Origin of the sequence: Pseudarthrobacter sp. MEB009 (assembly GCF_030208875.1) — a bacterium.
In the GTDB taxonomy this organism is placed as follows: domain Bacteria; phylum Actinomycetota; class Actinomycetes; order Actinomycetales; family Micrococcaceae; genus Arthrobacter.
The window spans coordinates 122,413-135,662 of record NZ_JARVTC010000018.1; the positions used below are offsets into that span (position 1 = coordinate 122,413).

8 protein-coding genes are annotated in these 13,250 nt (G+C 68.9%); 6 read left to right on the forward strand and 2 right to left on the reverse strand.

Annotation, left to right across the window (positions count from 1 at the left end):
• Positions 1–3,654, forward strand: a complete 3,654-nt coding sequence (gene cydD / locus QRN07_RS18370) for a thiol reductant ABC exporter subunit CydD (RefSeq protein ID WP_285241838.1) — start codon at positions 1–3, stop codon at positions 3,652–3,654.
• Here cydD and QRN07_RS18375 read toward each other — a convergent pair.
• Positions 3,651–4,169: a DinB family protein gene (locus QRN07_RS18375; protein WP_056598845.1), complete on the reverse strand. Its 519-nt coding sequence runs from the start codon at positions 4,167–4,169 to the stop codon at positions 3,651–3,653. The two genes, cydD and QRN07_RS18375, sit on opposite strands and share 4 nt — an antisense overlap.
• 222 nt (positions 4,170–4,391) lie before the next feature.
• On the opposite strand from QRN07_RS18375, the gene QRN07_RS18380 reads away from it, so the two are divergent.
• Positions 4,392–5,201 (forward strand): GNAT family N-acetyltransferase, encoded by an 810-nt coding sequence (locus QRN07_RS18380; protein WP_285241832.1) that lies wholly within the window; start codon positions 4,392–4,394, stop codon positions 5,199–5,201.
• Between the two features lie 59 nt (positions 5,202–5,260).
• Here QRN07_RS18380 and QRN07_RS18385 read toward each other — a convergent pair whose 3' ends face one another.
• Positions 5,261–7,795 carry a DNA gyrase/topoisomerase IV subunit A gene (locus QRN07_RS18385; RefSeq protein ID WP_285241833.1) on the reverse strand — a complete coding sequence of 845 codons (2,535 nt, stop codon included), beginning with the start codon at positions 7,793–7,795 and terminating at the stop codon, positions 5,261–5,263.
• A gap of 73 nt (positions 7,796–7,868) precedes the next feature.
• Here QRN07_RS18385 and QRN07_RS18390 point away from each other — a divergent pair, with 73 nt between their 5' ends.
• The 4 genes from QRN07_RS18390 to QRN07_RS18405 all read left to right on the forward strand — a co-directional run.
• Complete coding sequence (locus QRN07_RS18390) at positions 7,869–10,553, forward strand: bifunctional acetate--CoA ligase family protein/GNAT family N-acetyltransferase (protein WP_285241834.1); 2,685 nt, start codon at positions 7,869–7,871, stop codon at positions 10,551–10,553.
• Between the two features lie 41 nt (positions 10,554–10,594).
• Complete coding sequence (locus QRN07_RS18395; protein WP_050685738.1) at positions 10,595–11,338, forward strand: DUF5998 family protein; 744 nt, start codon at positions 10,595–10,597, stop codon at positions 11,336–11,338.
• Position 11,339: 1 nt separating this feature from the next.
• Positions 11,340–12,563, forward strand: coding sequence for an alkaline phosphatase family protein (locus tag QRN07_RS18400; RefSeq protein ID WP_285241835.1), 1,224 nt, complete (start codon positions 11,340–11,342; stop codon positions 12,561–12,563).
• Between the two features lie 483 nt (positions 12,564–13,046).
• Positions 13,047–13,250: hypothetical protein (locus QRN07_RS18405; RefSeq protein WP_285241836.1), on the forward strand; the 204-nt coding region annotated here is incomplete at its 3' end.

Sequence of the window (13,250 nt, forward strand, 5' to 3'; positions counted from 1 at the left end):
ATGCGGCCCAGTTTCCCGTCGGGTCCCGCCACCCGCAGCGCCATTTACGTCCTGGGCGTCCTTGCTGCCCTGAAAGCCCTCGCACTGGTCTTCATGGGCCAGGCGGTGGCATCCATGCTTGCCGGCCTTGCGATTGGAAACCCGGACTGGGCCAGCCAACTGCTGCCCGGCCTGGCCGGGGTGGTCCTCCGCTCCCTGACAGTCTGGGCACAGGCGGTGGCTGCCCGACGGGCCGCACTGGGCATCAAGGAGGAACTCCGGGCCGGGCTCCTGGCGCATGCACTCCGCAACGGTACGCGCAGCAGCGGACCGGCGGACGGCGGCCTCGCCGTGCTGGCCACCCGGGGCCTGGACGCCCTGGACAGCTACTACACGCAGTTCCTGCCGGCCCTGGTGAACTGCGCCGCCCTTCCGCTGCTGCTGGGTGCCCGCATCCTCTTCGCGGACTGGGTCAGCGCCGTGGTGATTGTCCTGACTGTGCCGCTGGTGCCGCTCTTTATGGTCCTGATTGGCCGGTACACCGAGGAGAACGTCCGGGAGGCGCAGTCGTCCCTGACGCGGCTGTCCGCACACATGCTGGAACTGGCCAAGGGGCTGCCGGTACTGGTGGGGCTGGGCCGCGCCACAGCCCAGCGCCAGGCCCTCGAGGACATTTCGGAGGAGTACCGTTTCAAAACCATGGGGACCTTGCGCACCGCGTTCCTGTCGGCGCTGGCCCTGGAACTGATCGCCACCATTTCGGTGGCCGTGGTGGCAGTCTTTATCGGTGTCCGGCTGGTCCATGGTGGCATGCCGCTGGAAGCAGGCCTCCTGGCCCTGATCCTGGCCCCGGACTGCTACCTTCCCCTGCGGGAACTGGGCACCGCCCACCACGCCAGCGACGACGGCCGCGTGGCACTGGCGGAAACAACCAAAGTCATGGACGCCCCCGAGCCCGCGCCGCTGGCCCCGACGCCCGCACCCGCCGGTCAGCCTGGCACAAGCCTCAACGGCGACGCCGCCTCCGCTGGGGGGCGCACCGCTGACGCGCTGGCGGCAGCTGCACGGACCCCTGCACGGACCCCTGCACTGATCGTTGACGCGCTGGCCGTCACGTACAGCGGCCGGAACCGGCCCGCGGTGGGGCCCCTGACGTTCGCAGTCCCGCAAGGCCGGATCACGGCCCTGGACGGCGCCAGCGGTACCGGAAAGAGCACCGTGCTTGGTGTCCTGGCAGGAACGGTGGGAGCCGGTGCCGGAACCACCATCACCGGCAGCCTCACCGGCCTGGACCGCAGTGCGGTGGCCTGGGTGCCGCAGCACCCCGTGATGGTGGCAGAGACCGTCCTCGACGAGGTGCTGCTCTACCTCGGGGCCGACGCCCAGGCGGGCCCAGATCAGGCAGGGCCCGACCAGGCCCACCAGGCGCAGACCGGCCGGGAAACGGCGCCCATGGTCCGGATAGCCCGGGACTGCCTGGACCGGGCCGCCGCAGGCCACCTGGCCGATAGGCACCCGGCCGAGCTGAGCCCGGGCGAACTCCGCCGGGTGGCCCTGGCCCGCGGGCTGGCCCGCATCGAGGCCGGCGCCACCTTGTTCCTCCTGGACGAACCCACCGCGCACCTCGACGAAACCTCTGCCCTTGCGGTCGAGGACGCCATCGCAGGGCTCCGCGGCCGCGTCACAGTGATCCTGGTTGCCCACGAAGAACGCACCAGGGCGCTCGCCGACCAGCTGGTGCCGGTCGGGCCCAGGGGAGTTACCAGCGCGGCCGGCGCAGGCGTGACTGCTGCGGGCATGATTGCTGCCGGCAGGGCGGGCGGCGCGGCAGTAGGACTGCCCGCTGCCCGGAACCACACCGCCACCGCCCTGCCTGCCGCGGCACAGTCCGGGACATCTGCTGCAGGGTCCACGGCCGATTCACCTAATGCTCCACCGGCGTCGTCAGCCACACACGATCCAGAATCGCAGGGCGCGTCCCGGCTCCTGGCAGGCCTGCTCCGCCCGGTGCAGGGAAAATCCGCCGCCGCAGCAGTGGTGGGCACCCTGGCGGCCGTCTTCGCCGTGGCCCTCTCCGGTCTGTCCGGCTGGCTGATCATCCGGGCCAGCGAACAGCCCCCCATCCTTTATCTGCTCACGGCCATCGTGGGTGTGCGGTTCTTTGGGATCGGCCGGGCGGTGCTCAGGTACTGGGAGCGGCTGCTGCTTCACGACGCCGTCTTTGCCGCACTCACCCGCCTGCGCGGCCGGCTCTGGGAATCACTGAGCCGCCGTGCCCTGTCCCTGCGGCGCCTGCTGCAGGGCGGGAACGTCCTGGGCACGGTGATTGACGACGTCGACACCATCCGGGACCTCCTGCCCCGCGTGGTCCTGCCTCCAGTCACAGCAGTTGCGGTGTGCGTGCTGGCGCTGGTTACCACCGGCCTGACGGTCCCTGCCGCGCTGCCGGCGGTTGCGGCGGTGGCTGTGGTCGGCCTGGTGCTGGCGCCGGCGGTCGCGCTGTGGGGTGACCGGAAATCCGCCACCACCGAGCAACTCCTGCGCTCCGGGGTACTGCGCCGTATTTCGGCGGCATTGGATGCCCGGGCGGAACTGCACGCCAATGGCGTGGCACCCCGCGTCCTGGCCGCGCTGCGCGGGCAGGACCGGGATGCCACAGCGGCCGCCCAGCGCTCGGCTTGGGCGGAGGGCCTGGGCAACGCCATCACCACGGCCGGCTGCTGCGCCGCCGCGCTTGCCACCGCGTGGCTGGCGGCGCCGGCGGTCCTGGCGGGAAGCCTCGCGCCGGAAGTTGCCGCCGTCGTGATCCTGCTCCTGCTGGCGCTGGTGGAACCGTATGCGGCCATGACGACGGCGGTCCGCCAGTACCCGGCCCTGCGTTCCGTGCTGCGGCGCGTGGGGGAGTCCGGTGCGCTGGCTGCCGGGGCGCCGGGCAGTGCCCCCGACGATGCGGACGGCCTCCTCAGAGTCCCTGCCCGCGAGGGTGGTGTCCCCGGAGTGGAGCTGGCCAACCTGGCAGCAGCGTGGCCCGGCGGCGCCCCGGTTTTTGCCGGCGTCACCGCCACCGCAGATCCCGGCCGCTGGCTGGCCGTGACAGGACCGTCGGGCTCGGGGAAGTCCACCCTGCTGTCCGTCCTGCTCGGCTTCCTGCCCGCAGCGGCAGGCAATGTCCGGGTCACCGGCCGGGTGGCCTGGTGCCCGCAGGAGGCCCACCTGTTCGACTCCACCATCCGCGGCAACCTGCTCCTGGGCCGCACCGGCTCGCAGGCTCCGGAACAACGGGACCGGGCCGTCGACCAGGACCTGGAGGCCGTGATCCACTCGGTTGGCCTCGCCCGGCTCCTGGAACGGCTTCCTGCCGGGCTGGACACCCGGATCGGGCCCGGGGGAGCCTTCCTCAGCGGTGGCGAACGCCAGCGGCTGGCCGTGGCCAGGACGCTGATGACCGGGGCTGAGGTCATCCTGCTGGACGAACCCACCGCGCACCTGGACGCCGAATCGGGCGCTGCCATGCTGGCAGACCTCCGGGCGGGACTGGCCGGGCGCACGGTGGTGCTGGTGACGCACGACCCCGCCGACATTTCCCCGGACGATGCCCGGCTGGAGCTATCCCGGCAACGTGACGAGGCGGCGCTGGTGCCGGCAGGCGCTGGGCGGATTAAGCCGCTGGGCTAGCCGTCCACGTCGTGAAGGTGGTGGACCACGTCGTGCAGGAAGTACTGCGACAGGGTCAGCACCGTGAACTTGGAGCCGTTGCTGCGGGTGCCGGTGCGGTCCCAGTCGGCTTCGCGGACGGCGGCGAAGGCATCCGCCACCTGCCGGCCTTCAGCGGTGAGTTCGGCGCTGACCACCGCCGGGTCTGCGCTGGCGTAATCGCTGTCAATGGCGCTCTGGTCCTGGTCCCAGTTGGCGAATTGGGGGTCATCGGAGCCCATCATCAGGCCCAGCCGTTGCTCAAAGACGGAAAAGACGTCGCGGACGTGGCAGGCGTACTCCAGGGCGGACCAGGTCGTTTCGTTGGGGCGTTCGGTGGCGTCCGGACGGCGGAGGACCGCCCGCCAGCGGGGCAGCATGCTTTCGATGCTTCCCGGGACAGTGGCGGGGGTGGTGGATGCGAAATCGAAGGTGCACTCGGGACATGGCCGGGACAGGACCCAGGTCCAGTCCTTCTCATCAGGAACGATAGGCATGGGAGCAGTCTAAGCGGAGAGTCGCCCTGCTGCCGCCCGTGTCCACCAACGCGTCACGGAACGCCCGGAACCGGTCCGGGCACGGCGGGGACAGCCCGGGTAGGCTGGGGTTTTCGGCTGGCTGGGCGGTATAACAGCGCTGGCTGCCGGGACGCAGATCCGGGGGATGATGGGAATGTACATGGGAAGCTGGCTGCTGGTGTCCGGCCGGAGGCTGCAGTGATGGCCGCGTCGCACGCTTCAACCGCCGCGGCCTTCCCGGCGGCCTATGATTCGCAATTGCGCACGGACGCGGAAGTGGCCGGCGCCCTGTCCGTCACGCCGCTGGGTCCGCTCCGGTTGGCAACGTTCGACGGCGGCCGCGGGTTTGTCACGTACGCCGACTTAGGCGGGGCAAGGGCAGCCCGCATCGCCGAATGGGTGGACCTGGCCTTGGCCCATTTCCGTGCGGATTCCCGCGTGGACGCGGTGGAATGGAAGACCCGCGGCCACGACGTGGCCCCTGGCCTGCACACTGCCCTGCTGGAGCGGGGGTTTGTGCCGGACGATCCCGAAGCCATCATGATTGGCGCCGCCACGGACCTGGTGGACGAGCTTCCCCTGCCGCCCGGCGTCCAGCTGCGCCGGATCACGGCGCCGGCAGAGGTCCGGGCCGTCAGCGCCATGCAGGACATCGCCTTCGGCGGTGAAGTCTCCGCCGTGCGGGCAGAGGACCTGCTGCGCAGGCTGGAACGCCGCGACGGGACGGAACTGTGGGCAGCCGAACACCGGGGCAGCTTTGTCAGCGCCGGCCGCCTGGAGCCTGTGACGGGGACGGACTTCGCCGGAATCTGGGGCGGGGCCACCCTTGAAGCCTGGCGTGGCCAGGGTATCTACCGGGCGCTGACGGCGGAACGGGCCCGGGCCGCCCTGCGGCTGGGCAAGACCATGATCCACAGCGATTCAACCGGGTACTCACGTCCCATCCTGGAACGCTACGGGCTGCTCAAGGTCTCCACCACCACGCCCTACAACTGGACGCGCGGGGCCTGAACCGGTTGGGCAGTGGCCACCGGACTCCCGCGCTCCAGGGCCACAACAGCCGCAGCACATCAGCCGTCCGCGCCGGCTTCCGTTTCGGCCCCCGGAGCTTCCCACGCCATGGCAGGTCCGATCGCGTCCACGGCCTGGGACAGCGGGATGCCGGAGCCGTCCCGCCGGCCGTGTTCCTGCGGCAGCGACCGGGCCACGCCGGCCAGGGACGACGCCTTGGCCGGACCGTGGCCCGCCCACGCCATCAGCATGGTGTCCTCACCCTTCAGGAACCGGTGTGCCCGCACACCCGCGGTGGCGCGGCCCTTCGCCGGGTATTCGGCAAACGCCGTGACCTTGGCGCTGCCCGGCGCTGTGCCGGGCAGCGCGCCGGTGGTGCCCGCGATCGTCACCACCACGGCAGCCGCATCGCCGGGCTGTACCGCACCGAAGAACAGCACCTTGTCGCCGGCGGCCAGTTTGATGCCCGCCATGCCGCCGGCGGTGCGGCCCTGCGGCCGGACCACGGCTGAGGCGAACCGCAGCAACTGGGCCTGCTGCGTCAGGAAGACCAGGTCGACGTCGTCCGTTCCGGCAGGCGCCACGCCCACCACGGTGTCCTTGTCCTTGAGCGCGATGATTTCCCAGTCCTCCCGGTTCAGCGGGTAGTCCGGCTGGACGCGCTTGACCACACCCTGGACCGTGCCGATGGCCAGCACCTCGTCCAGGGGCGCGAAAGCCACCAGCGCCTCACCCTTCAGGAGCGTGATGAAGTCCTTGGCGGGCACACCGCCGGCCAGGTTGGGCAGGCCGGACATCGGCGGCAGCACCGGCATGTCCATCACCTGGAGGCGCAGCATGCGGCCCTGGGAGGTGATGGCGGCGATTTCGCCGCGGGCCGAGGTCTTCACCACGGAGGCGAACACGTCGTGCTTGGCGCGGGGACCGGCCTCGGCCAGGGGTTCCTGGTTGCTGGTCCGGGCGATCTGGCCGGACGCGGTGAGGATGGCCCAGCAGGGATCGTCCGCGATTTCGAGGGCCAAGGGAGCGGCCTTGCCCTTGCCGGCGACGGCGGCCAGTTCCTTGGCGACGGTGGGGGACACGGCCTCGGATTCGAGCAGCACCGTGCGGCGGGGCGTTCCGTGCTGCTCGGCGATCTCTGCCAGCTCATCGGAAACCAGGGTCCGGAGCCGCTCCTCGGAGGCGAGGATGGCTTCGAGTTCGGCGATTTCGCGGCGCAGCTCGTCCTGTTCCTTTTCCAGCTCGATGCGGGAGTACTTGGTGAGCTGGCGCAGGCGCAGTTCCAGGATGTAGTTGGCCTGGATCTCGGAAAGGTCGTAGATGGACATCAGCCGGGTCCGGGCGGCCGCGGCCTCATCCGAGGAGCGGATGATCTGGATGACCTCGTCAATATCCACAATGGCGATGAGGAGGCCCTCCACCAGGTGCAGGCGGTCCTTCTTTTTGCCCAGCCGGAACACCGTCCGGCGGCGTACCACGTCGATCCGGTGGTTCACGTAGACAGTGAGCAGCGGGACCAGGCCCAGCGTCTGCGGCTGGCCGTCCACCAGGGTGACGTTGTTGATGCCGAAGGAGTCCTCCATCGGCGAGTACCGGTACAGCTGCTGCAGGACGGCGCTGGGGTTGAAGCCGTTCTTCAGCTCGATGACCAGGCGCAGGCCGTGCTTGCGGTCCGTCAGGTCAACGATGTCGCTGATGCCCGTCAGCTTTTTGCCGTTGACGGCGTCCTTGATCTTTTCGATTACTTTTTCCGGGCCCACCATGTAGGGCAGCTCCGTGACCACCAGGCCGGTGCGGCGGGCGGAAAGCTGCTCCACTTCCACTTTGGCCCGGGTCTTGAAGGAGCCGCGGCCGGTGGCGTAGGCGTCACGGATGCCGTCCAGGCCCACGATCCGGCCGCCGCTGGGCAGGTCCGGGCCGGGCACAAACCGCATGATTTCATCAAGCGTGGCGTCCGGGTTCGCGATCAGGTGCCTGGCGGCGGCGATGACCTCCACCAGGTTGTGCGGGGCCATGTTGGTGGCCATGCCCACGGCGATGCCGGTGGCCCCGTTGACCAGGAGGTTGGGGAACGCCGCGGGGAGCACTTCCGGCTGGGTGAGCTGGTTGTCGTAGTTGGGGACAAAGTCCACCACGTCTTCGTCGAGGTGGTTGGTGAGGGTGAGGGCCGCCGCCGCGAGCCTCGCCTCGGTGTACCGCGGAGCTGCCGGGCCGTCGTCGAGCGAGCCGAAGTTGCCGTGCCCGTCAATCAGCGGCAGCCGGAGCGAGAAGTCCTGCGCCATCCGGACCATGGCGTCGTAGATGGCAGTGTCGCCGTGCGGGTGCAGCTTGCCCATCACCTCGCCCACCACGCGGGCGCTCTTGACGTGGCCGCGGTCCGGGCGCAGGCCCATGTCGCTCATCATGTAGAGGATGCGCCGCTGCACCGGCTTGAGCCCGTCCCGGGCATCCGGGAGGGCCCGCGAGTAGATCACCGAGTAGGCGTACTCGAGGAACGATCCCTCCATTTCGGAGGTGACATCGATGTCAACGATGTTTTCCGTATAGGGGGAGTTGTCCTCCACTGCAGGGGTGGAACTTTGGCGGCGGGCCATGGGGTTGGTGCATCCTTTGGGGTTACTTGCGGCAATCGGGTGTGCTGCGGAAGATTTTGGCTAGGCTAAGCCTATGGTGGATCAGCCCGGGGACGGCGAATATCCGGAACATTGGGAAGCCGATGTCGTCCTGCGGGACGGCGGGACGGCGCACCTGCGGCCCATCCACCCGTCCGACGCCGACGCCGTCCAGACCTTCCACACCGGCCAGTCCCGCGACTCAATTTACATGCGGTTCTTCGCGTTCAAGGCCAGGCTGTCCAGCAAGGAACTCAAACGCTTCACCGAAGTGGATTACCGGGACCGGGTGGCTTTTGTCATCACCATCAGCAACGAAATCGTCGGGATCGGCCGCTACGACCGGCTGGATGATCCTTCCGATGCGGAGGTGGCGTTCAATATCTCCGATGCGCACCAGGGCCGGGGAATCGGTTCCATCCTGCTCGAACACCTGGCGGCTGCGGCCAACGAGAACGGAATCAGGCGCTTCAGCGCGGAAGTCCTGCCGGAGAACCGGAAGATGCTGATGGTGTTCTCCGACGCCGGGTACGACGTCAAACGGCATTTCGACGACGGCGTCGTCAGCCTCGGGTTCGACATCGACCCCACGGAACGGTCCCGGGGCGTTATGGAGGCACGCGAGCACCGCGCTGAGGCCAGGAGCGTGCAGGACCTGCTGACGCCGTCGTCCATTGCCGTGATCGGGGCCAGCCGCAAATGGGGAACGGTGGGCTACCAGCTCCTCGAGCACATCGTTGAAGGCGGGTTTGCGGGGCCGGTCTACGCCATCAACCCGGAAGCCCTGGAACTGGCCGGCATGCTGTCTTTCGGGAAGCTGTCCGAAATTCCCGGACCGGTGCAGCTGGCGGTGATCGCCGTCCCGTACGAGGAAGTGCCAGCGGTGGTTGCGGAGTGCGCCGCGGCCGGGGTGAAGGGCCTGGTGGTCGCGTCGGCAGGATTCGCGGACGACGGCGAACGCGGCCTCCTGCGGCAACGGAACCTGGTGCGCCAGGCACGGGCCAGCGGCATGCGGGTGATCGGTCCGGCGTCGCTGGGCATTGTGAACACGCACCCCACGGTCTCGTTGAACGCCTCCATGGCCCCGGCCCTGGCGCTCCGCGGCGGCCTGGGACTGTTCAGCCAGTCCGCGGCGATCGGCGTCGGCCTCTACGCCGCGTCCAGCCGGCGCCGGCTGGGCCTGTCCACCTTCCTTTCCGCCGGGAACAGGGCGGACGTCTCCGGTAACGACATGATGCAGTACTGGGAGGACGACGCCGACACCTCCGCCGTGGGCCTGTACCTGGAGTCGATCGGCAACCCGCGCAAATTCTCGCGCATCGCCCGGCGGCTGGCGCGCAATAAACCCGTCATCGTGGCCAAGTCGGACGCCATGGGGCTCAGGCTGCCGCCCGGGCACACCGTCCGCACCACCCAGGCGCCCGCCGGTGCGCTCGATGCCATGCTCCGTCAGTCCGGGGTGATCCGGGTGGAGACCATCGAGGAACTTGTGGACGTGGCGCAGGTGGTGTCAGGGCAGCCGATGCCCGCCGGTCCGGGACTGGCCATCTTCAGCAACTCCATGGCGCTGGGCAAGGTGGTTGCAGACAGTGCCGAAGCCCACGGGCTGGACGTGGCCGCGCTGGTAACGGACGTGGACCTCGACGCAGGCCAGTCGGTTGCGCTGCCCGCGCTCCGGGCTGCGTTGTTGGCTGCTCTCGCTTCCGACGGGGTCCACGGCGTTGTTGCCGCGCTCCTGCCTGCCCGCGGGCTGACGGTGGACGCCATCGCCGGGGTCCTGGGTGAGTGCTCAGCCGCAGCCGGTAAACCCGTGGTGGCTGCCTTCACCGGAATCCTGGACGCCTCCGTCCAGGTGGAGGGCATGGTGGGGGCTGACGGGCTGGCCGTCCCGTGTTTCTCCAATCCAGGCGCCGCTGTGGCCGCGCTCGCGGCCGTGGCCCGGTATTCGGAGTGGGTGTCCAAGGACCACGGGCACTTTGTTGAACCCGAGGGCTGCGATCCCCGCCGGGCAGCCGCTGAACTGGAGGTCCTGCTCCGGGATGTTCCGGGGGAGCAGCTCAAGACGCTGGACCCTGCCGCAGCTGCATCGCTGCTGGGGCATTACGGGATCACGGTCCTGCCGTCCTTCGGTTTTGATTCGGCGGCCGAAGCCATCGAAGCGGCAGATGCCCTCGGCTGGCCGGTGGCACTGAAAACCACCGAACCCTCGCTGCGCCAACGGCTTGACCTGGGCGGGGTGCGGCTGGGGATTGAGGACGCGGAGTCGCTGCGGCAAAACCTGGTGCAGATGCGCAGGGCTCTTTCCGCCTATGGCGATCCTGCCCTGGAAGTCCAGAGCATGGCGCCGGTGGGCCAGGCCTGCACCTTCCGGGCCATTGAGGACCCGCTGCTGGGGCCGGTTATTTCCTTTGGGCTGGCCGGAGACGCGGTGAACCTGCTCGACGACTGGGCGCATCGGGTCCCGCCGCTTTCCGCGGCGGACGTAACAGAGTTCATCCGTGCGCCAAGGGCGGCCCGGAAGCTGTTCGGTTACCAGGGACTGCCGGCGGTGGACGTTGCGGCTTTGGAGGATCTGGCGGCCCGGCTGGCCTGGCTGAAGGACAACCATCCCGGCGTTGCCCTGGTGGAGTTCAACCCGGTGCTGTGCGGAACTGCGGGGGCCACCATCCTGGCTGCCGACGTCCGGATCGGCAACGCCGCACGCCGCACGGACAGCGCCCGGCGGGCCATGCTGGGCTGAGGCGGTTAGCAAGTGACCGGCCGATCTGTGAAAATGGACCAATGAGCTTCCAGCCTCCCGCTTCGGCGCCTGAAACGCCCGGCAACGAAAACCAGGCAGTCCGCCATCACAGCTCACACAGCCACGGTCCAGAGGGCCAAAGCCTCGAAGCAGCCCTCCAGAAGGCCGGCTTCTACCCGCTGCTGGTGGCCGACGTGGTGGATGATGCCCTGGACGGGCGGGACTGCGTGGCGCACCTGGTGCACCTCGAGACGCACTTCGACCGGGCCGAGGTCCGGCGCCACATCACCGTCCTGGTCCTGACGGCCGACATGCTGGTCATCACCCACGTGGACGACCAGCAGCTTGACGAGGCCGGTGAGCAGATCGTGGCCCAGATTTCCACCGAATCCGTTCCCGTGGCCCAGATCCGCTCCGTGGTCCTCAGCTACATGTACGCGCAGCCGCAGGATTACAAGCCCTCGGATCCGGTCCGGGAACTGACCCTCTCCATCGCCTGGTCCGGCGGCCAGCGTTTGGACATGGGGCCCGCCAGCTGCGGGGATCCGCAATGCGAGGCTGACCACGGCTACACCGGCACTATTGCCCAGGAGGACATTGTGCTCCGGATCAGCGCGGAGGCGGACGGCCTGCAGGCTGTCCAGGACGCCAAACTCTTTGCCCGTGCCCTGCGGGCCGTGAACACCGGTTCCACGGCGCCGGTGGCACACATCCAGTCACTGCCGCCCCGGCCCCGCGCCGGCGTCTTCGGAAACCGCCTGAGCCGCGGGCACCAGCAGCGCTGAGATGCCGGATACCCAAACCGACGTCATTCCGGCTGCCGGAAACCCGGACGTTCCCCCGGCGCCCGCCTACGGCAGCCGTTCCCTCGCCGAGGTCCTGACCAGCGCCGCGGCGAGTATCGGCGTCGGCGGCTTTACGAATACGCTGAACCTGCCTGCCGCGTCCCGCGTCTGCGTGGTCCTGGCGGACGGGCTGGGCCGCAACCTACTCAAGCAGAAGGCCGCGCACACCCCGTTCCTGCGTTCCGTTATGCAGGCGGGGCAGGGCAACGTTCCGGTCTGGCTCGACTCCACTTTTCCGTCCACGACGGCGGCCGCGCTGGCTAGTTTCGGCACCGGCCTGCCGCCGGGGCAGCACGGCATGGTGGGCTATGACGTGCTCGACCCGGACCAGGACAAGGTGGTCAACCTCCTGGGTAACTGGGATCCCGGTGTGGACCCGAACGCCTGGCAGCCGTTCCCCACGGTCCTGGAACGGGCTGCCGCTTCAGTAAACGTCACCACCGTCAGCCTGCCGCAGTTTTCCGATTCCCCGATGACCAGGGCTGCCCTTCGCGGCGGACGCTTCGTCTCGGCCACCACGCCGCATGCGCGTACCTCGGCGGCCGCTGAGGCCATGGCAGTGTCGGGCCCGTCGCTGATGTACTACTACCTGAACGAACTCGACAAGGCGGGGCACCGGCACGGCTGCCAGTCGGCGCAGTGGGAGCACCAGCTCGAGGAGCTGGATGCGACCATAAAGCGGCTCAACGCGTCGCTGCCGGCGGGGACCACCATCCTGCTGACCGCTGACCACGGCATGCTGGATGTTCCCGAAAGCCAGCGGCTCGACTTTTCCGCCGAGCCCGGCCTGGTTGAGGGCGTCCGGCACACGGCGGGGGAGCCGCGGATGGTGCACCTGTACCTGGATGGGGCGGCTTCGGACTATATGGCTGTCCGTGAACGTCTATTGGCGGCATGGCGGGCGCGCTTCGGCGACCGGATCTGGGCCTTCACGCGCGAGGAAGCACTTGCAGCCGGGCTGTTCGGGGCCACCCGGCCCGCCGTCGAAGGCCGGATCGGGGACGTGATGATCGCTGCCCGGGACGCCCTGGCTCTGTACGACCTGCGGCGGGTCCGGCCCGCCGCCATGGAAGTGGTGGGCCAGCACGGGTCCTTGACCAAGGCCGAGCGGGAGGTCCCGCTGCTTTGTTTCACTGCCGCCGGGAAGGGCAGCCGGCGGGGCTGAGCCGGATTTGTCCTCCGGCAGCATGGGCTGAGGCAAATCGATCCTTGCGCCGATGTGGCCGGTGTACGGTGCAGCCGCCGTGTCCGTGGGCATTGGCTCCGGGATTTCCAGCCGTCCGGGCCTGAAACCCGACGGAGTGGGCGTGGCCGGCGTGGACTGGCCTGCTTTTAATGTCAGACTCCGTTGTTGTACCCCGTCCCTATACTGGGGTTTCTGGACGGCAAAAAGACGCCAGGCACGGACACCAGGGACCCGGATCCGGCTGCTCCTGGGGCTGATGTTGGCGCTGGTGACAGGCTTGATTCGCGGGCCGTTCCTGCCTCCGGCCAAATTGTCGTACCCCCTGCATATGCTGGTTTTATGGACGGCGACGAAGTTCCAGGCACGGACGGCAGGGACTCTGGTCCGGCTGCTCCCGGGGTTCTTTCTGGGGATGTTTTCGTGGCCGGATCGATTGTCGTACCCCCTTCCTATGCTGGGGTTATGGACGGCAACGAAGCTCAAGAAACGGACGGCAGGAACCCGAATCCGCCTGCTGTTTCCGGTTCTGGTGGGGTGGGTGCTTCTGACGCGGTGGGCGTTGTGATCGATGCGGCGTTGAGCGCGTTGACGGACTTGAAGGCTTTGGCCGGGGTCGCGGATGTTGCGTTGGAGGATGATTGGTCCGGGGAGGACCTGCTGGAGCGG

What these genes read in the sequence shown, in the direction of transcription:
- QRN07_RS18380 (WP_285241832.1), top strand. Translation starts at nt 4,392, where the DNA reads ATGGCCGCGTCGCACGCTTCAACCGCCGCGGCCTTCCCGGCGGCCTAT.
- QRN07_RS18375 (WP_056598845.1), bottom strand. Translation starts at nt 4,169, where the DNA reads ATGCCTATCGTTCCTGATGAGAAGGACTGGACCTGGGTCCTGTCCCGG.
- QRN07_RS18400 (WP_285241835.1), top strand. Translation starts at nt 11,340, where the DNA reads ATGCCGGATACCCAAACCGACGTCATTCCGGCTGCCGGAAACCCGGAC.
- cydD (WP_285241838.1), top strand. Translation starts at nt 1, where the DNA reads ATGCGGCCCAGTTTCCCGTCGGGTCCCGCCACCCGCAGCGCCATTTAC.
- QRN07_RS18385 (WP_285241833.1), bottom strand. Translation starts at nt 7,795, where the DNA reads ATGGCCCGCCGCCAAAGTTCCACCCCTGCAGTGGAGGACAACTCCCCC.
- QRN07_RS18390 (WP_285241834.1), top strand. Translation starts at nt 7,869, where the DNA reads ATGGTGGATCAGCCCGGGGACGGCGAATATCCGGAACATTGGGAAGCC.
- QRN07_RS18395 (WP_050685738.1), top strand. Translation starts at nt 10,595, where the DNA reads ATGAGCTTCCAGCCTCCCGCTTCGGCGCCTGAAACGCCCGGCAACGAA.